This window comes from Sphaerotilus sulfidivorans, from assembly GCF_013426975.1.
In the GTDB taxonomy this organism is placed as follows: domain Bacteria; phylum Pseudomonadota; class Gammaproteobacteria; order Burkholderiales; family Burkholderiaceae_C; genus Sphaerotilus; species Sphaerotilus sulfidivorans.
Genome location: NZ_JACCPY010000028.1, coordinates 41,283 through 58,741, shown reverse-complemented (window position 1 = coordinate 58,741; position 17,459 = coordinate 41,283). Strand labels below are relative to the sequence as shown.

17 protein-coding genes are annotated in these 17,459 nt (G+C 72.2%); 9 read left to right on the top strand and 8 right to left on the bottom strand.

The annotated features are described in order from the left end of the window. The coding region (locus tag HZU84_RS15295) for a hypothetical protein (RefSeq protein WP_219340961.1) at positions 1-345 on the top strand (345 nt) is incomplete at its 5' end. Between the two features lie 28 nt (positions 346-373). Here HZU84_RS15295 and HZU84_RS15290 read toward each other — a convergent pair. Beyond that, a complete protein-coding gene (locus HZU84_RS15290) occupies positions 374-808 on the bottom strand; it encodes an Lrp/AsnC family transcriptional regulator (RefSeq protein ID WP_180692987.1) in 435 nt (144 codons plus the stop codon). A gap of 128 nt (positions 809-936) precedes the next feature. Between HZU84_RS15290 and HZU84_RS15285 the strand changes: the two genes are divergently transcribed. From HZU84_RS15285 to HZU84_RS15275, 3 genes are read left to right on the top strand one after another with little or no spacing between them, the layout of a single operon-like run. Continuing rightward, positions 937-1,989, top strand: coding sequence for an ornithine cyclodeaminase (locus tag HZU84_RS15285; RefSeq protein ID WP_149505052.1), 1,053 nt, complete (start codon positions 937-939; stop codon positions 1,987-1,989). 54 nt (positions 1,990-2,043) lie between these two features. Then, entirely contained in the window at positions 2,044-2,991 is a 948-nt protein-coding gene (locus HZU84_RS21210; protein ID WP_244954373.1) for a hypothetical protein, read from the top strand. Next, positions 2,988-4,031, top strand: a complete 1,044-nt coding sequence (locus HZU84_RS15275) for an MBL fold metallo-hydrolase (RefSeq protein WP_244954374.1) — start codon at positions 2,988-2,990, stop codon at positions 4,029-4,031. Before HZU84_RS21210 ends, HZU84_RS15275 begins: the two co-directional genes overlap by 4 nt. Here HZU84_RS15275 and HZU84_RS15270 read toward each other — a convergent pair. Further along, positions 3,968-5,359: a sensor histidine kinase gene (locus HZU84_RS15270; RefSeq protein ID WP_149505053.1), complete on the bottom strand. Its 1,392-nt coding sequence runs from the start codon at positions 5,357-5,359 to the stop codon at positions 3,968-3,970. The two genes, HZU84_RS15275 and HZU84_RS15270, sit on opposite strands and share 64 nt — an antisense overlap. After that, entirely contained in the window at positions 5,356-6,012 is a 657-nt protein-coding gene (locus tag HZU84_RS15265; protein WP_149505054.1) for a response regulator transcription factor, read from the bottom strand. Before HZU84_RS15265 ends, HZU84_RS15270 begins: the two co-directional genes overlap by 4 nt. A gap of 129 nt (positions 6,013-6,141) precedes the next feature. On the opposite strand from HZU84_RS15265, the gene HZU84_RS15260 reads away from it, so the two are divergent. Then, on the top strand, positions 6,142-7,821 hold the full coding sequence (locus HZU84_RS15260) for a phosphoethanolamine transferase (protein ID WP_244954375.1): 1,680 nt from the start codon (positions 6,142-6,144) through the stop codon (positions 7,819-7,821). Further along, positions 7,806-8,564, top strand: a complete 759-nt coding sequence (locus HZU84_RS15255) for a phosphatase PAP2 family protein (RefSeq protein WP_149505055.1) — start codon at positions 7,806-7,808, stop codon at positions 8,562-8,564. The genes HZU84_RS15260 and HZU84_RS15255 overlap by 16 nt, the downstream gene beginning before the upstream one ends. Here the strand turns inward: HZU84_RS15255 and HZU84_RS15250 are convergent. Then, entirely contained in the window at positions 8,471-9,346 is an 876-nt protein-coding gene (locus HZU84_RS15250; protein ID WP_149505056.1) for an AEC family transporter, read from the bottom strand. The two genes, HZU84_RS15255 and HZU84_RS15250, sit on opposite strands and share 94 nt — an antisense overlap. 239 nt (positions 9,347-9,585) lie before the next feature. On the opposite strand from HZU84_RS15250, the gene HZU84_RS15245 reads away from it, so the two are divergent. Both HZU84_RS15245 and HZU84_RS15240 read left to right on the top strand, forming a co-directional pair. Next, positions 9,586-11,466 carry a DUF1800 domain-containing protein gene (locus HZU84_RS15245; RefSeq protein WP_180692986.1) on the top strand — a complete coding sequence of 627 codons (1,881 nt, stop codon included), beginning with the start codon at positions 9,586-9,588 and terminating at the stop codon, positions 11,464-11,466. A gap of 26 nt (positions 11,467-11,492) precedes the next feature. Continuing rightward, a complete protein-coding gene (locus HZU84_RS15240; RefSeq protein ID WP_149505058.1) occupies positions 11,493-12,884 on the top strand; it encodes a DUF1501 domain-containing protein in 1,392 nt (463 codons plus the stop codon). 18 nt (positions 12,885-12,902) lie between these two features. Here HZU84_RS15240 and mmuM read toward each other — a convergent pair whose 3' ends face one another. Both mmuM and HZU84_RS15230 read right to left on the bottom strand, forming a co-directional pair. Beyond that, complete coding sequence (gene mmuM / locus HZU84_RS15235) at positions 12,903-13,877, bottom strand: homocysteine S-methyltransferase (RefSeq protein WP_149505059.1); 975 nt, start codon at positions 13,875-13,877, stop codon at positions 12,903-12,905. An 8-nt stretch (positions 13,878-13,885) separates the two neighbouring features. Continuing rightward, positions 13,886-15,121 carry a trans-sulfuration enzyme family protein gene (locus HZU84_RS15230; RefSeq protein ID WP_244954376.1) on the bottom strand — a complete coding sequence of 412 codons (1,236 nt, stop codon included), beginning with the start codon at positions 15,119-15,121 and terminating at the stop codon, positions 13,886-13,888. 87 nt (positions 15,122-15,208) lie between these two features. Here HZU84_RS15230 and HZU84_RS15225 point away from each other — a divergent pair, with 87 nt between their 5' ends. Next, positions 15,209-15,721: an Lrp/AsnC family transcriptional regulator gene (locus tag HZU84_RS15225; RefSeq protein ID WP_149505061.1), complete on the top strand. Its 513-nt coding sequence runs from the start codon at positions 15,209-15,211 to the stop codon at positions 15,719-15,721. Between the two features lie 7 nt (positions 15,722-15,728). Here HZU84_RS15225 and mgrA read toward each other — a convergent pair whose 3' ends face one another. Continuing rightward, on the bottom strand, positions 15,729-16,775 hold the full coding sequence (mgrA, locus tag HZU84_RS15220) for an L-glyceraldehyde 3-phosphate reductase (RefSeq protein ID WP_149505062.1): 1,047 nt from the start codon (positions 16,773-16,775) through the stop codon (positions 15,729-15,731). Between the two features lie 95 nt (positions 16,776-16,870). Further along, the gene (locus HZU84_RS15215) at positions 16,871-17,404 is read right to left on the bottom strand and encodes a phasin family protein (RefSeq protein WP_149505063.1); all 534 of its coding nucleotides are present in this window, start codon (positions 17,402-17,404) and stop codon (positions 16,871-16,873) included. Between the last annotated feature and the right edge of the window lie 55 nt (positions 17,405-17,459).

Below are 17,459 nucleotides of genomic sequence, written 5' to 3'. Positions count from 1 at the left end.
CCCGACTGCACTCGACGCTGGCCTACGTCAGCCCGATGCAGTTCGAAGAAAACTGGCTCGCCGGCCAAGCTCGGCAAGCCAGCGCGTAGTCTGGCTATGGGATACGGAATACAGGGGCAAGGTCAGTATGAGAAGCTGGGACTGGAGCTGGATTTGCTGGTGGGGCGCAACAACCTGGCCATGGTCTTGCACCAGCGTGGCTTCCTGAAAGACCGGCCCGAAATCCAAGTGCTGCTCAAGCGGGCCTACGCGGCGGCCAAGCGCCTCGGGCTGCCTGAAGCCCTGCGGATTGCGCAGCGGTATCGACAGATTTTCCGCAAGCCGATCGAGACGGTGAAGAAGTAAACGCGGTCTGGCTGGGGGCGCTTGCCGCCTACTTGTAGGTCCCCAGCAGCAGGCTGGTCTCGGTCGTCGAGATGCCGTCGAGCAGCCGGACCGTGTTGAGCACCTGGTCGAAGGCCTGCAGGCTGTCGGTGCGCAGCTCGGCGATCAGGTCCCAGCGGCCGTTGGTGGTGTGCAGCGCCACCACGCTGGGGTGGCCGGTCAGCGCGTGGCGCACCTCGGCGGCGCGGTTGCCCTCCACCGCGATGCTCATCACCGCGCGGATCGCATGGCGCTCGACATCCGGGCGCAGCTGCACGGTGTAGCCGACGATCGTGCCCTCGCGCTCCAGCCGCGCGATGCGGTTCTGCACCGTCGCGCGGGTCACGCCCAGCGCACGCGCCAGCGCCGCGACCGGCGTGCGGGCGTCGCGGCGCAGCAGCGCGATCAGCTTCAGGTCGGTTTCGTCCAGGCTGGGTGTGCTCATGTTGCGCAATCGAGTGAGCGAAACGCTCGATTTTGCGATCGCTTCGATCGGTCTGTGCGCTTCTTTCTGGCTGCAGGCGCCGGAAGAATGCCCTGCATCCCGCAACCTTTCCGGCAGGGGAGCCCCCCATGACCCGCTTCATCGACGTGGCCACGATGGCCGACCTGGTGGCCGAATGCGGCCTCGAGACCTTTCTGGGCGATCTGGCCGACGCCATCGCCGCCGACTTCGTGCGTTGGCCCGAGTTCGACAAGTCGGCCCGCGTGGCCAGCCATTCCGAGGTCGGCGTGATCGAGCTGATGCCGGCGGCCGACCGCCAGCGCTACGCCTTCAAGTACGTCAACGGCCACCCGGCCAACACCCGGCGCGGCCTCTACACCGTGATGGCCTTCGGCGTGCTGGCCGATGTCGACACCGGCTGGCCGGTGCTGCTGTCGGAGCTGACGCTGGCCACCGCGCTGCGCACCGCCGCGACCTCGCTGATGGCGGCGCGTGCGCTGGCCCGGCCCGACGCGCGCCGCATGGCGCTGATCGGCAACGGCGCGCAGGCCGAGTTCCAGGCGCTGGCCTTTCACGCCCATCTGGGCATCGAGGAGATCGTCGCCTTCGACGTCGACCCGGCCGCGACCGACAAGCTGATGCGCAACCTCGCGCAGGCGGCGCCGGGCCTGCGGGTGCGCCGCGCCGCAGGCACCCGCGAGGCGGTGCGCGGCGCCGACATCGTCACGACGATCACCGCCGACAAGACCCGCGCCACCATCCTGACGCCGGACCTGATCGAGCCCGGCATGCACCTGAACGCCGTCGGCGGCGACTGCCCCGGCAAGACCGAGCTGCATGCCGACGTGCTGCGCGCCGCCCGCGTCTTCGTCGAATACGAGCCGCAGACCCGCATCGAGGGCGACATCCAGCAGCTGCCGGCCGACTTTCCCGTCGTGGATCTCTGGCGGGTGCTGGCCGGACAGGCCGAGGGCCGCCAGCGGGCGGACCAGGTGACGGTCTTCGATTCGGTCGGCTTCGCGCTGGAGGACTTCTCGACGCTGCGGCTGGTGGCTGCGCGCGCCGAGGCGCTCGGCCTGGGCGAGACGATCGAGCTGGTGCCCTCTGCCGATGATCCGAAGGACCTGTTCCGCCACACCCGCCGCGGCCGCGCCCGCCGGGCGCTGCGCCGCGCGGCCTGAGCGGCGTGCCGGTCCCGCTCGCGGCATCATGCGCGGATCTGCCGAGGTCCGCCGATGAATGCTCCCGCCGCTCCGATCGATCTGCTGCTGTCGCGACTGCTGGCGCTGAGCCGTGACGAGACGCGTCCGCCCTGTGGCTGCCTGCGTGCGGTGCAGGGGCACGCGATCAAGTCTGCCGAGCTGAGCCAGCCGGTGCTGGTGCTGCCGCTGCTCGGCAGCAAGCGCCTGCGCGACGAGACGCCGTGGCAGGACGTCGGTCCCGGCCAGCTGATGGTGGTGCCGGGGGCCCGGCGGGTCGACATGGAACACCGGCCGGACAGGCTGACGGGCGAATATGTCGCGGTCGGGCTGTTCGTGCCGGAGTCGGTGCGCGCGGCTGCCCGCCGGCTCTGGGACCGGCCGGTGCCCGGACTGGCCGGCGAGGTGGCGGTGCTGGCGCTGACGGCGCATCCCGAGCTGACCGAGGGCTGGCGGCAGTGGGCGCTGGCGGTCGAGCAGGGGCGCGCGCTGCAGGCCGACCATGCGCTGCTCGGGCTGGTGCTGCGGCTGTGCGAGCTGGGCCACGCCGGCCTGCTTGCGCCGGTGGAGCTGCGGCTGGCTGCACGCATTCACGCGATGGTGGCCGAGCGACCGGCGCGGGACTGGAGCTCCGACGACATCGAGCGCGCCACCGGCCTGAGCGGCGCGACGCTGCGCCGGCGCCTGGCCGACGAGGGCACCAGCCTGCGCGCTGCAGCTGCTCTACACCACCCGGCTGCCGGTCAAGACGGTGGCGCAGCGGGTCGGCTACCGCTCGGTGTCGAGCTTCGTGCGCCGCTTCGGCGAGCGCTACGGCGTCGAGCCCTCGCGCATCGGTCTGGGCGCGCCGCTGCCCGAGCCGCTGGCGGCCTGAGCACGGGGCCTGCTGAGCGTTTCGCGCACGACTCTGAGCGCCGCGCGCATGCCGGCCCGCCTACGCTGTCGACATCGATGTTGCGCCCAACCCTGGAGAGATCCCGATGACGATCATGCCGAAGACGACGACGAAGACGACGAGATTCCCGCTGCGCCGCGCCCTGGCCGCCGCGCTGCTGCCGCTGGCCGCGCTGGGCGCGACGCTGGCTCCGCTGGCCGAGGCGCAGGCGGCGGCGCCCGCGCAGCAGCGCAGCCAGGTCCCGGGCTACTACCGCGCCGCCGTCGGCGACTTCGAGGTCACCGCGCTGTTCGATGGCGTCGTGCCGCTGGCGCCGGGGCTGCTCAAGGGGCTGGCCGCCGACGAGATCCAGACGCTGCTGGCACGCATGTTCCTGGAGACCACGCCGGGCGTGCAGACCGCGGTCAATGCCTTCCTGATCCATACCGGGCAGAAGCTGGTGCTGGTCGATGCCGGTGCCGCCGCCTGCTTCGGTCCGACGCTGGGCCGCATCCAGGACAACCTGAAGGCCGCCGGCTACCGGCCCGAGCAGGTCGACACGGTGCTGCTGACCCACATGCATGCCGACCACCTCTGCGGCCTGCGTGATGCGCAGGGCCGCGCGGCCTTCCCGAACGCCACCGTGCGTGTCGCCGCACGCGACGCCGGCTTCTGGCTCGACGAGAAGACCGCCGCCAGCGCACCGAAGGAGATGCAGGGCTTCTTCAGGATGGCGAGCGAGGCGGTGGCGCCCTATCGCGAGGCCGGCCGGCTGTCGACCTTCGAGCCGGGCGAGGTGCTGCTGCCCGGCGTCACCGCGATGGCGACGAACGGCCACACGCCCGGCCACAGCGCCTTCCTGTTCGAGTCGCAGGGCCGCCGGCTGCTGGTCTGGGGCGATCTGGTGCATTCGCATGCGGTGCAGTTCGCGCGGCCGGCGGTCAGCATCGAGTTCGACACCGATCCGGCGCAGGCGATCGCCACCCGCCGCCAGGTGTTCGAGCAGGCCGCCAGCCAGGGCTGGTCGATCGCCGGTGCGCACCTGCCCTTTCCCGGCCTGGGCCGGGTCGGCCGCGAGGGCGCGACCTACCGCTGGGTGCCGGCCGAGTTCGGCCCGCTGCCGGCCGCGACGGCGCCGTCGTCGCGCTGATCCGCCGGCTCGCTGAGCGTCAGCGTCACCGCCAGGCCGCTGCCGTAGGGCGAGGGGCCCAGGCGCAGCCGACCGCCGTGCGCACGCGCCACCAGGTCGGCCAGCATCAGGCCCAGGCCGGTGCGGCCCTCGTAGGCCTGGGTGTCGAGCGCCTGCTGCAGCGCCTGCAGCCGCATCGGATCGATGCCGGGGCCGTCGTCGACCAGGCGCAGGCCGCCGTCGACCGGCTCGACGCTGACCTGCCGCGCGCCGTGGCGCACCGCGTTGTCGAGCAGATTGGCCAGCGCGGCGGTGAGCAGATCCGCATCGGCGGGCAGCGGCGTGGCCCGTGCCGGGCCCTCTGCCGTGAAGGCCGCGGCAAAGTCCAGCCGCAGGCCCGGCATCGGGATGTCGGCCAGCAGCTCGGCCGCATCCACCGGCCGGCGCTCGATGTCCACGCCGGAGCGGAACAGCGTCAGCAGCGCGGTCACCACCCGCGACAGCCGCGCGGCGGCCTCCCGGGTGCGCTGCAGGCGCTGGTGGGTGCCGGTCGCCTCCGGCGGGCATTCGCGCAGGGCCACCGCCAGCTGCGCGTCCATGCCGGCCAGCGGGGTGCGCAGCGCATGGGCCGCATGCGCGACCACCGCGCGCTCCTGGCGGATGCGCTGCGCCAGGCGCCGGCCCAGCTCGTCGATCGCGTCGCGGATCGGCTGCAGCTCCACCCGCTCGGCCGGAGGCAGCGCGGTGCCGCTGTCCATCGGATCATGGTGCTGCACCTGGGCCGAGAGCTGGTCGAGCGGCAGCAGCTCGCGCCGGGCGCGCCGGCGCAGCGCGGTCGCACCGCCGACGCCGACCAGCAGCGCCGCCACCAGCGTGCCCAGCGTGACATCGCCCAGCGCCTCCAGCCGCTCCTCGCGCGACTGGGCGACATAGAGAATGCGCCCCTCGCGGCCGAGCGCCAGGCCATAGACCCGCCAGCCCTCGGGCGAATGGCTCAGGCCTTCGCGGTGGCGCGGCAGCAGCGGCTCGGCCGGCGCCCGCGAGGAGCGGATCACCACATGCTCGCCCCGGTCGACCACCTGCCAGGAGAAGCGGCTGCTGCCCGGCGCCAGCGAGACGGTGGCCGCGGCCTGCTGCAGCACCGCGTCCTGGGTGGCCGCATCCGGCAGCAGGCCGGAGATCAGCCCGGCCGAGGCGATCAGCGCGTCATCGAGCAGCTCGTCGACCTCGTGCTCGACCACCAGCCATACCGCCAGCGCGGCCAGCAGGCCCCAGGTGACGGCGATCCACAGCAGCGCCGACGACAGCCGGGCGCCGATCGACTGCACCGCGACGGCGGTGCGGCTCATGTCGTCGCGAGCCGGTAGCCCATGCCGCGCACCGTCTCGATCAGCTCGCGGCCGAGCTTGCGCCGCAGCGCCGAGATGTGCACCTCCAGCGCATTGCTCACCACCTCGGCATCGTTGCCCAGCACCAGCGCGTCCAGATCGGTCTTCGAGACGATGCGCCCGGCGCGCAGCACCAGCGCCTCCAGCACCGCCCATTCGCGTGCGGTCAGCTCGACGCGCCGGCCCTCGAGCCGGGCGGTGCGCCCGCTCAGCTCGATCTCGACCGCGCCGATGCGCCGCAGGTCGCTGGCGCTGCCGGCCGAGCGGCGGCAGACCGCGCGCAGCCGGGCCGCCATTTCCTCCGGCTCGAAGGGCTTGACCAGGTAGTCGTCGGCGCCGGCGTCCAGGCCGTTGATGCGGTCGCCGAGCCGGTCGCGTGCGGTCAGCATCAGGATCGGCGTGCTCAGGCCGCGCCGGCGCAGCGTGCGCACCCAGTCGATGCCGGAGCCGTCGGGCAGCTGCCAGTCCACCAGCAGCGCGTCATAGGGCTCGCCGGCCATCAGCATCGCGTCGCCGAGGCGCTGGAACCAGTCGACGCCGTGGCCTTCCACCCGCAGGAAGTCGCGCAGGCCTTCGCCGAGGATGGGGTCGTCTTCAAGAAGGAGCAGTCTCATGACGCGCGACGCTAGCATTTCCGCCCCCGCTGCGGGGCGATGTCCCGGCGGGCGGCTGCACCTTCACGCAGGTTCAGCCTGGCTTCATCGGTGCTCGGCGCAATCGGGCGCCCTGGATGGGTCGACCGCATGAATCTTTTCGCCTTCTTCGCTCTTCCCGCCCCGATGCGGCTGCCGCCGTCCTGGCGCCGATCGTGGTCGTCGGAAGGGCTGCTGCTGGCCGTCAGCGTGTTCTGGCTGCTCAGCGCCAATGACACCTTCCTGCACCGCGCGCTCGAGGGTCGGCTGCCGACGCAGCCGGAGAGCTGGCTGTTCGGCTCGACGCTGGCGCTGGCGCAGGTGGCGCTGCATTTCCTGCTGCTGGGCCTGCTGTGCCATGGCCGCGCGCTGCGGCCGCTGCTGGCGCTGCTGATGCTGGTCGCGGCCGGCGGTGCGCATTTCATCGATGCCTTCGGCGTCTGCCTGGATGCCTCGATGCTGCGCAACGCGCTGCGCACCGATCCGGCCGAGGCCGGCGAGCTGATCGGCCCGGCGCTGCTGGCCAGCCTGCTGTTCAAGGGCGCGCTGCCGGCGGCGCTGATGTGGCGGGTGCCGCTGCGCCGGCTGCCGTTCTGGCGCGCGCTGGGCCGGCGTGCGCTGTGGCTGCTGGGCGCGCTGCTGCTGCTGCTGGCGGCGATCCTGATCGAGTTCCGGCCGCTGTCGTCGATGATGCGCAACCACCGCGATCTGCGCTATCTGGTCACGCCGGCCAATCTGGTCTGGTCGACCGGCAGCGTGCTGGCGGCCGACCTGCGGGGGGCCGCCCGGCCGCGCCAGCCGATCGGGCTGGATGCCCGCCCGGGCCCGGCGATGGCGGCGCGCACCCGGCCCCTGCGGGTGGTGCTGGTGGTGGGCGAGACCGCGCGGGCGGCCAACTGGGGCCTGAACGGCCATGCGCGCCAGACCACGCCGGAGCTGGCGGCCGTGCCCGGCCTGATCAACTTCCCGCAGACTTCCAGCTGCGGCACCAACACCGAGGTCTCGGTGCCGTGCATGTTCGCGCCGGTGGGCCGGCGCGACTACGACGAGGACCGCATCCGCGGCAGCGAGTCGCTGCTGCATGTGCTCGCGCGGGCCGGCGTCGACGTGCTCTGGCGCGACAACCAGTCCGGCTGCAAGGGCGTCTGCGAGGGCCTGCCCAGCGAGGAGATGGTGCGTCTCGACCCGCCAGGGCTGTGCGCCGAGGGCCGCTGCCTCGACGAGGCGCTGCTGGTCGGCCTGGACGAGCGGCTGGCCAGCGCCAGGGGCAGCGGCCTCATCGTGCTGCACATGCTGGGCAACCACGGCCCGTCCTATTTCCGCCGCTATCCCGAGCGCTTCGCCCGCTTCCAGCCGGCCTGCCAGAGCGATGACCTGCGCCAGTGCGACAGCGCCGCCATCGCCAATGCCTACGACAACGCGCTGCTCTACACCGACCATGTGCTGGCCACGCTGATCGCGCGGCTGCAGGCGCAGGCACAGTCGTCCCAGGTCGACACCGCGATGATCTATCTCTCCGACCACGGCGAGTCGCTGGGCGAGTCGAATCTCTTTTTGCACGGCCTGCCCTGGGCGATCGCGCCGGAGGTGCAGAAGCGCGTGCCGATGGTGATGTGGTTCTCCGACGGCCTGGCGCGCCAGGAGCGGCTCGACCTCGACTGCCTGCGCCGGCGCGCCGCGCAGCCGGCCGCGCATGACCATCTGTTCCACACGCTGCTGGGCCTGCTCGACGTGCGCACCGCGCTGCACGAGCCGGCGCTGGACCTGCTGGCCGGATGCCGCCGCTCGTGACGCTGCCCGCATCCCCGGCCGTGCACCGGCACGACCTGCCTGTGCTGCTGGCGACGCTGCTGGCGGTGCTGGCCTGGGATGCCTCCGGGCTGGACCTGGCGGTGATGCGCCTGCTGGGCGATGCCGGCGGCTTTCCGCTGCGCCAGGCCTGGTGGACCCGCTCGCTGCTGCATGACGGCGGCCGCTGGCTCGGCTGGATGCTGCTGGCGCTGCTGGCCTTCGATGCCTGGCGGCCGCTGCTGGCCGGCCCGTCGCGCGCCGAGCGCTGCCGCTGGCTGGCGGTCACGCTGGCCGCGGCGCTGCTGGTGCCGGGCCTCAAGCGCATCAGCCGCACCAGCTGTCCCTGGGATCTGGCCGAGTTCGGCGCTCAGGCCGCCACGCCGGTGCTGCATGTCTCGCACTGGGCCTGGGGCGTGTTCGATGGCGGCGCCGGCCACTGCTTTCCGTCCGGCCATGCGGCCGGCGCCTTCTGCTTCCTGAGCGGCTATTTCCTGCTGCGCGCGCACCGGCCGCGGCTGGCGCGGGTCTGGCTGGCCGGCACGCTGCTGGCCGGAGTGCTGTTCGGGCTGGCGCAGACGCTGCGCGGCGCGCACTACCCCAGCCACACGCTGTGGAGCGCCTGGCTGTGCGCCGCGCTGTGCGTGGCGGCTCAGCGCAGCGCCACCGCCAGCGCGGCCGACAGCACCAGCGGCGCGATGGCGTTGCCGATCAGCACGATCGACGCCACCCGGTCGGGCTCCTGAGCGTAGCGCTCGGCGAACATGTAGTTCAGCACCGCCGGCGGCAGCGCGCCGTAGATCAGCAGCATCGCCTGCTCGCGCTCGGGCAGGCCGAAGGCCAGCGCGGCCAGCCAGGCCGTGCCCGCGCCCGCCAGCGGTCGCAGCAGCGCGCCGGCCAGACCGAAGCCGACCGCGGCGATGCGCGAGTCCGCCAGCCGCACGCCCAGCGCCAGCAGCATCAGCGGCACCGCGATGTCGCCGACCATGCGGATCGCGGTCATCAGCGGCGGCCACACGCCCAGGCCCGACAGGCTGACCGCCACGCCCGCGAAGGCCGCCAGCACCGAGGGCGAACGCCAGGCGTCGACCAGCCGCGCGTGGTGGTCCAGCAGCCAGACGCCGAAGGAGAAGTGCACCAGATTGGTCACCGCGAACATCACCACCGCCGGGGCCAGCGCCTCCGGGCCGAAGGCCAGCACCGCCAGCGGCAGACCGAGGTTGCCGCTGTTGCAGAACATCATCGGCGGCACCAGCGTGCGCGGGTCGATGCCGCGCCAGCGCGCCACCGCCCAGCCCGCCAGTCCGCTGCCGGCCAGCACCGCCAGCGTCGCGCCCAGCAGCGGCAGATCGTCGGCCGGCCGGACCTCGCGCCCGGCCAGCGCGGCGAAGACCAGCGCCGGGGTGAAGACCTCCATGTTGAGACGGTTGGCTTCGGCCAGATCGGGCCGGTAGCGCCGGCCGACGAGATAGCCCAGCGCGGTGATCGCGAAGAGCGGGAACAGGATCGAGACGATGCGCATCAGCATGCCGCCACGATAGGCGCATCCCGCCGGCTCTGCCCGACCGGGTGTGCCGCCCGGACAACACCGGCCCCGGTGTCCGGGCGTGATGCATCGCACGAATTCCCGTGCGGCACCTGATTTGCGGGGGGCATCTCGCCAGCCGCCTGACGCTCGGTTACTGATATGTCACGGACTGTTGCCGAAAATGCAAAAGCATCGGGCGTGAACGGGGGTTCGCGCGGCAACAGGATTTGGAGAAGATCGTGGAAGAACGACGACAGCGGCGCTCCGGGCGTCTGCCGATCCGCCTCGCGGCCCGCGCGGCGACTGCACTGGGGGGGCTGCTGCTGGCGGGCGCCCCCGCCGTCGCCCAGACCGGGGCCACCTTCCTGATCGACGGCGTGCCCTACACCAGCGCCGCCTGCGCTGCCGAGTGGGGCACCTGCTATTTCGAGGGCACCCGCCGCATCGCCTACGGCATTCCGGGCAAGTGGCTCTACCGCTATGCCACCGGCAGCCAGGCCTGCTCCAGCCCGGTCTTCGGCAAGGATCCGGCCTTCGGCAAGAAGAAGTTCTGCTACGCCACCGCCTCGACGGTGCTGATTCCGCCGACCACGCCGTACCCGGCGCCGCTGACGCCGGCGCAGAAGCAGGCGGCCCGGCTGCTGAACCAGGCGACCTGGGGCGCGACCGCCAGCGAGATCGCCCGGGCCGCGACGATGACGCCGGCGGCCTGGATCGACGACCAGCTGGCCCGGCCGCTGAGCACGCCCAGCCATTTCGACTATGTGGCGATGAAGGGCCCGCTGGGCACCTCGGAGCACATCAACGCCTTCATGGAGAGCTTCTGGTCGCAGGCGGTCACCGGCCAGGACCAGCTGCGCCAGCGCATGACCATCGCGCTGGCCGAGATCTTCGTCACCAGCGCGGTCAACAGCGGCATCGACACCCAGCCGGCCGCGCATGCCGCCTACATCGACCTGCTGGCCCGGCATGCCTTCGGCAACTACCGCCAGCTGCTCGAGGCGGTGTCGCTCAGTCCGGCGATGGGCATCTACCTGTCGCACATGAACAATCAGAAGGAGGACGCCGCCACCGGCCGGCTGCCCGACGAGAACTATGCGCGCGAGGTGATGCAGCTCTTCAGCATCGGCCTGTGGAAGCTCAACCAGGACGGTTCGCGCCAGCTCGACGCCAGCGGCAACCCGATCCCGACCTACGGCATTCCCGAGGTCATGGGCATGGCCAAGGTCTTCACCGGCTGGACCTTCAACGGCGTGCGGGCCTGGAACGCGCCGATGATGAACAACCCGGCGATCACCTCGACCTCGGCCAAGGCGATCGTCAACGGGGTGGTGATCCCGGCCGGCACCGACGGGCCGACCTCGCTGAAGATCGCGCTCGACACCCTGGCCAACCATCCGAACGTCGCGCCCTTCATGAGCGAGCAGCTCATCAAGCGCTTCGTCACCAGCAATCCGAGCCGCGCCTATGTGGCCCGGGTCGCGGCGGTCTGGGCCAACAACGGCCGCGGCGTGCGCGGCGATCTGGCGGCGGTGCTGCGCGCCATCCTGCTCGACACCGAGGCCCGCAGCGACACGATGCTGGCCGATGCCCGCTACGGCAAGCTGCGCGAGCCGATGATGCGCTTCGGCCACTGGCTGCGCGCCTTCAATGCCCGGCCGAACGACGGCGTCTGGACGATCTGGAATCTGGAAGACCCGGTGACCAGCCTGGGCCAGAACCCGCAGCGCTCGCCCAGCGTCTTCAACTTCTTCCGGCCCGACTATGCGCCGCCGGGGCCGATCCTGGGCGCCGGCCTGACGGCGCCGGAGTTCCAGATCACCCACGAGACGACGCTGACCGGCTACAGCAACTTCATGTCCTACCTGGCCGAGCGCGGCTTCGGCGGCAAGATCCTGCCGAGCTACAGCCGCTACGAGGCGGTGGCCGACAACGCCGAGACGCTGCTGAGCCTGCTCGACCTGGAGCTGACCGCCGGGCAGATGAGCGCCTCGACCAAGGCGGCCATCACCGAGGTGATGAACACCCTGCCGGTGACGCTGCCCAACGCCCGCCGGCTGCGGGTCTGGAAGGCGGTCTATCTGGTGATGACCTCGCCCGAGTATGTGGTGCAGCGCTGAGCGCGCGACGGACAGGACCCTTCCCCATGAGCTACATCCACAAGCATCTGGCCCGCCGCGACTTCCTGCGCCGCACGGCCCTGGCGACGGCCTGGGCCGGCACGCCCTTCGCCGCCAACCTCGCCGCGATCGGCGCGGCCGCAGCGCAGACCGCCGGCGACCACAAGGCGCTGGTGTGCATCTTCCTGCACGGCGGCAACGACAACAGCAACACCATCGTGCCGGTCGAGTCGAGCGCCTACTCGCGCTACCTGAGCGCCCGGCCGGCGATCGCGCTGCCTCAGGCCACGCTGCTGCCGCTGTCGCTGAGCGGCTTCACCGGGCCGCAGCTCGGCCTCAATCCGGCGCTGGCGCCGATCCGGCCGCTGTTCGATGCGGGCCGCTGCGCCATTGTCGCCAATGTCGGCACGCTGGCCTGGCCGACGACGCTGACCCAGTACAAGAACCGCACGGTCCAGACGCCGCTGGGCCTGTTCTCCCATTCCGACCAGCAGTCGTCCTGGCAGACCGGCCTGCCGACCCGGGCCTCGACGACCGGCTGGCTCGGCCGGGTCGCCGACATGACCACCAGCGCCTACAACGCTGGCGCAGGCGTGTCGATGTGCATGTCCCTGGCCGGCAACAACATCATGCAGGCCGGTGCCTCGGTGGTGCAGTACCAGGTCACCACCCAGGGCCCGGTGGTGATCGAGACGATGACGCCCGGCCACTGGCGCCATGACCCGGCCATGGCCGCGGCGATGAACAAGCTGCTGACCGAGCAGCGCAGCCACATGCTCGAGCAGGCCTACACCACCATCGGTGCGCGCTCGATCGCCACCGGCCAGCGCGCCAAGGAGGCGCTGGCGTCGGTGCCGGCGCTGTCGACCGTGTTCCCGGCCAATGGCCTGGCTGCGCAGCTGCGCATGGTCGCGCAGCTGATCGCCGCGCGCAGCGGCCTGGGCCACCGGCGCCAGATCTTCTTCGTCGCGCAGGGCGGCTACGACTTCCACGACAACCTGCTGGACAACCAGGCGCTGCGCCTGGGCGAGCTGGCCAGCGCGATGGCCGCCTTCCATGACGCCACCGTCGAGCTGGGCGTGGCCTCGAACGTGACCACCTTCACCGCCTCGGACTTCGGTCGCGGCCTGCAGTCCAACGGTCGCGGCTCCGACCACGGCTGGGGCGGGCACCATTTCGTCATGGGCGGCGCGGTCAACGGCAACCGGCTCTACGGCCAGTGGCCGACGGTGGCGCTGGGCGGGCCGGAGGACATCGGCCAGGGCCGGCTGCTGCCGACCACGCCGGTCGACCGCTATGCGGCGACCCTGGCGCGCTGGTTCGGCGCCTCGGCCTCCGACCTGACGACGGTGCTGCCCAACCTGTCGCGCTTCGTCACCGCGGCGAATGCACCGATGGGCTTCCTGCCGGTCAGCTGAGCGGCCGGACGGAGCCGCTCAGCCCTGCTGCTCCCAGCGCCGCCACAGCGCGGCGATGTCGGCCGGCGAGGTGCGGCAGCACCCGCCGATCAGCCGCGCACCCGCGCCGGCCCAGTCCATCGCCTGTGCGTCGAAGGCGCGGTGCGCGCACTCGGGGCCGGCGCGCCAGACCTTGGCCTGCGCGTCCCAGACCTCGCCCGCGTTCGGGTAGACCAGCACCGGCCGGTCGCTGCGGGCGCGGATCGCGCGCACCAGCGACGCGATGTGCTGCGGCGCGGTGCAGTTGACGCCGATCGCCACCACCGAGGCGAAGGGCGCCAGCGCCGCCGCGCAGTCGCCGATCGGCTCGCCCTGGCTGGTGTGCTCGCCGTCGCGGCAGGAGAAGCTGATCCAGCCGCGCAGGCCCAGCTCGTCCATCAGCCGCGCCAGCGCACGCGCCTCGGCCAGGCAGGGCAGGGTCTCGCAGGCCATCAGGTCGGCGCCGGCCGCCTTCAGCACCTCCAGGCGCGGGCGGTGGAAGGCCATCAGCGCCTCCTCGTCCAGGCCGTAGTCGCCGCGGTATTCCGAGCCGTCGGCCTTCATCGCGCCGTAGGGGCCGACCGAGGCGGCCACCAGCGGCGCCGGGCGCGCATCGCTGGCCGGGCGCTCCTGCAGCCACTGCGCGCGCGCCTCCTGCGCCAGCTCGACCGAGCGGCGCATCAGCGCCGCGGCGGCGTCCGTGTCCAGGCCGCGCCGGGCGAAGCCCTCGAAGGTGGCCTGGTAGCTGGCGCTGGTGGCGACGTCGGCGCCGGCGCGGAAGTAGTCGAGGTGGACCGCGCGGATCAGCTCGGGCTGCTCGATCAGCAGCCGCGCCGACCACAGCGCGTCGCGCAGGTCGGCGCCGCGGCGCTCCAGCTCGGTGGCGAGCGCGCCGTCGAGGATCAGGTGAGGGCGCCGGGCCAGCCACTGGGCGATCGGATCGATGAGGTCGATGGGGTCGAGGGGCGGGGTCATGGTGGGCTTCATTCGGTGTCGAGGGGCGTGTTCAGCGCCTGGTCGAGGTCGGCGATCAGGTCGTCCGGATGCTCCAGGCCGACGCTCAGGCGGAAGCTGCCCTCGCCGGCCCAGCGCCGGTACTCGGCCAGCGCCTCGCCGTGCAGATCGTAGGAGCTTTCCATCATCGCGGCGGTGTCGAGCAGCACGACCAGGCTGCGCTGGTGGCCGAGCGAGAAGGCGTAGTGCACCAGCCGCAGCCGCGCGGCGAGCTGACGCGCCATCGCCTGCGGCCGCGCGGTGCGGAAGGTCAGCACCGCGCCGCCCAACGGCATCTGCCGCTGCGCCAGCGCGTGCTGCGGGTGGCTCTCCAGCCCCGGCCAGACGACCGCCTCCACTGCAGGCTGCGTCTGCAGCCAGCGCGCGAGGCGCCCGGCGCTGTCGCAGGCGCGGCGCAGCCGCACATCCAGCGTGTCGATGCCGCGCAGGATCAGCCAGGCGGCCTGCGCCGACAGCGCCGCGCCCAGGTGCACGCCGGCACGCGCTCTCAGTGTCGAGATCAGCGCACGCGGCCCGATCACCGCGCCGCCGAGCGCGTCGCCGTGACCGTTGATGAACTTGGTCAGCGAGTGGACGACCAGATCGGCACCCAGCGCCAGCGGCTGGCTCACCACCGGCGTGGCCAGCGTCGAGTCCACCGACAGCCGCGCGCCGTGCGCATGCACCCGAGCGGCCAGCGCGGGCAGGTCGGTCAGGCGCAGCAGCGGGTTGCAGGGCGTCTCGGCATGGACCCAGCGGGTGTTCGGGCGCAGCGCGGCCTCCAGCGCCGCCGGGTCGGCGAGGTTGACCGCGCTCACCTCGATGCCGAAGTCCGGCAGCATGCGCGAGGCCAGCTCGCGGGCACCGGCGTAGCAGACATCGCTGACGATCAGGTGGTCGCCCGCGCGCAGCAGCGACAGCCACATCGCGGCGATCGCGGCCACGCCGGAGGCGGTGGCCAGCGCGTCCTCGCCGCCTTCCAGCGCGGCCAGGCGCTGCTCGAGCTGGCGCACCGTCGGGTTGGTCCAGCGCGCGTACATGTAGGGCAGCTGCGCCAGGTCCTCGACGCCCTCGGCCGAGAAGGCGGCCTCGCCCGGCTTCACCAGGTGGTTGACCGAGGCGCACAGGCCGGGCGCGATCGCGCCGGTGGCGGCGTCGATCTGCAGGCCGGCGTGCAGCGCCAGCGTCGGCAGCGCATCGGAGGGCAGGGCGGGGGCGGCGGGCACGGGCGGGTTCATCCTGCCAGTCTCGCCGCGCTCGGGCGCCGGCCGGCCGCATCCGCCGGGGCTGTGGCGCCGCTAGACTGCGTTTCCATGTCCGATTCCGATGACCTGAGCACCGCCGCCGAGCCCGGCTACGCGCTCGATGCCTTCGACCGCCGCATCCTCGCGCGGGTGCAGTCCGACTGCCACCGTCCGGCCGAGTCGATCGCCGCCGAGATCGGCCTGTCGGCCTCGGCGGTGCAGCGCCGGCTGCGGCGGCTGCGCGAGCGCGGTGTGATCCGCGCCGAGGTCGCGCTGCTCGATGCGGCCGCGCTGGGCGTGGGCCTGACGCTGATCGCCGGCATCGGCTTCGAGCGCGAGCACTACGCGGCGCTGGCGCGGCTGCGCGCGCTCCTGGCGCCCGAGCCCGCGGTGCAGCAGGCCTACAGCACCACCGGCGACGACGATCTGGTGGTGATCCTGCGCGTGGCCGACATGCCCGCCTACGACCGGCTCTGCGCGCGCTGGATGGCGCAGGTGCCGCAGATCGGCCGCATCACCACGCAGGTGGTCATCGAGCCGCTGAAGGTCGGGCTGGCGCTGCCGGTGCCGGGCGGGGACTGAGGCGGGCTCAGGCCCAGTCGGTGTTCGGCGCCCGCCACAGGTCGACGCCGCCGTCCTGGGCATGCGCGTCGATCTCGGCCAGCTCCTCGGCGCTGAAGTGCAGGTTCTGCAGCGCGGCGACGTTCTCGCGGATCTGCGCGGCGCTGCTGGCGCCGATCAGCGTGGTCGTCACCCGCGGGTCGCGCAGCACCCAGGCCAGCGCCATCTGCGCCAGCGACTGGCCGCGCCGCTGCGCGATCGTGTCCAGCGCGCGCACCCGCGCCAGATTGGCCTCGCTCAGGTGCTCGCGCATCAGCGAGCCGCCGCCGGGGCGGTTGACGCGCGCGTCCGCAGGAATGCCGTTCAGGTACTTGTCCGACAGCAGCCCCTGCGCCAGCGCGGTGAAGGCGATGCAGCCGGCGCCCTCGGCTGCCAGCGTGTCGAGCAGGCCGCGCTCGATCCAGCGGTTCAGCAGGTTGTAGCTGGGCTGGTGGATCAGCAGCGGCACGCCCTCGGCCTTGAGCAGCGCCGCCATCTCGGCCGTCTTGCCCGGCGAGTACGACGAGATGCCGACGTACAGCGCCTTGCCCGCGCGCACCGCCTGTGCCAGCGCGCCGGCGGTCTCGGCCAGCGGCGTGTCCTTGTCGAAGCGGTGCGAGTAGAAGATGTCGACGTAGTCGAGGCCCAGGCGCTTCAGGCTCTGGTCCAGGCTGGCCAGCACGTACTTGCGCGAGCCGCCGCCCTGGCCGTAGGGGCCGGGCCACATGTCCCAGCCGGCCTTGGTCGAGATGATCAGCTCGTCGCGGTAGGGCCTGAAGTCCTCGCGCAGCAGGCGGCCGAAGTTGATCTCGGCGCTGCCGTAGGGCGGGCCGTAGTTGTTGGCCAGATCGAAGTGCGTGATGCCGAGGTCGAAGGCGGTGGTCGCCATCTCGCGCTGCACGCTCAGCGGCGTGGTGTCGCCGAAGTTGTGCCACAGGCCGAGCGACAGGGCCGGCAGCTTCAGGCCGCTGGTGCCGCAGCGGCGGTAGGGCATGGTCTCGTAGCGGCCGGGGGCGGCCTGCCAGGTGGGGGTCATCGGCGTGTCTCCTTGAAAAAAAGCCCGACCGTTGTCGGGTCGGGCCTTGAACGGTACCGAGGAGGTACCGAGGAGACAAGCGGTACGGAGCGCGATCAGCGGCGGCCGGTGGCCTTGGCCGCGGTCTCGCTCAGAGTCTTGAGGTTGGTCTCGGCCAGCGAGACGGCCTGGCGGGCGGCCTTCTGCACGCTCTCGAAGGCGGCGTCGGCATTGGCCATCGCGGTCTTGACGGCGGCGACGGCGCTCTCGCTGCCCTTCGGGGCCTTCTCGGCGGCCTGGTCGACCAGCTCGGTGAACTTTTCCTTGGCGGTGGCCAGCTGGGCTTCGGCCAGCTTGCTCACTTCGGCCTGGGTCGAGGCGGCGATGTCATAGACCTGGCGGCCATAGGCCAGCGCCTTTTCCTGGGCCGGCTTGACGTATTCGGTCTGCAGCGCGGCCAGCTCCTGCGGGCCCTTGGCCGACAGCACCGCCTTGGCGTGCGCGGCGTTCTCTTCCAGCGTGTTGCGCGCGGCCTGCATGTTCAGCTCGACCAGCTTCTCGATGCTCTCGAAGGCCTTGTGGGTCAGCGACACCAGCGCTTCGAGGTTGGCCTTGTTGGCAGCGGCGATTTGTTCGGGCGTCAGGGACATGGTCGGGCTCCGCGAGGATAAGAACTGAAGAAGTTTTGCTGCACTGCAGCATGGC

Bases quoted from the DNA above. Each gene is read 5' to 3' on its own strand.
- HZU84_RS15270 (WP_149505053.1), bottom strand. From the start codon at position 5,359: ATGAGCCGCACCGCCGTCGCGGTGCAGTCGATCGGCGCCCGGCTGTCG.
- HZU84_RS15240 (WP_149505058.1), top strand. From the start codon at position 11,493: ATGAGCTACATCCACAAGCATCTGGCCCGCCGCGACTTCCTGCGCCGC.
- HZU84_RS15250 (WP_149505056.1), bottom strand. From the start codon at position 9,346: ATGCTGATGCGCATCGTCTCGATCCTGTTCCCGCTCTTCGCGATCACC.
- HZU84_RS21210 (WP_244954373.1), top strand. From the start codon at position 2,044: ATGAATGCTCCCGCCGCTCCGATCGATCTGCTGCTGTCGCGACTGCTG.
- HZU84_RS15215 (WP_149505063.1), bottom strand. From the start codon at position 17,404: ATGTCCCTGACGCCCGAACAAATCGCCGCTGCCAACAAGGCCAACCTC.
- HZU84_RS15255 (WP_149505055.1), top strand. From the start codon at position 7,806: ATGCCGCCGCTCGTGACGCTGCCCGCATCCCCGGCCGTGCACCGGCAC.
- HZU84_RS15265 (WP_149505054.1), bottom strand. From the start codon at position 6,012: ATGAGACTGCTCCTTCTTGAAGACGACCCCATCCTCGGCGAAGGCCTG.
- HZU84_RS15290 (WP_180692987.1), bottom strand. From the start codon at position 808: ATGAGCACACCCAGCCTGGACGAAACCGACCTGAAGCTGATCGCGCTG.
- HZU84_RS15260 (WP_244954375.1), top strand. From the start codon at position 6,142: ATGAATCTTTTCGCCTTCTTCGCTCTTCCCGCCCCGATGCGGCTGCCG.
- mgrA (WP_149505062.1), bottom strand. From the start codon at position 16,775: ATGACCCCCACCTGGCAGGCCGCCCCCGGCCGCTACGAGACCATGCCC.
- mmuM (WP_149505059.1), bottom strand. From the start codon at position 13,877: ATGACCCCGCCCCTCGACCCCATCGACCTCATCGATCCGATCGCCCAG.
- HZU84_RS15275 (WP_244954374.1), top strand. From the start codon at position 2,988: ATGACGATCATGCCGAAGACGACGACGAAGACGACGAGATTCCCGCTG.
- HZU84_RS15285 (WP_149505052.1), top strand. From the start codon at position 937: ATGACCCGCTTCATCGACGTGGCCACGATGGCCGACCTGGTGGCCGAA.
- HZU84_RS15225 (WP_149505061.1), top strand. From the start codon at position 15,209: ATGTCCGATTCCGATGACCTGAGCACCGCCGCCGAGCCCGGCTACGCG.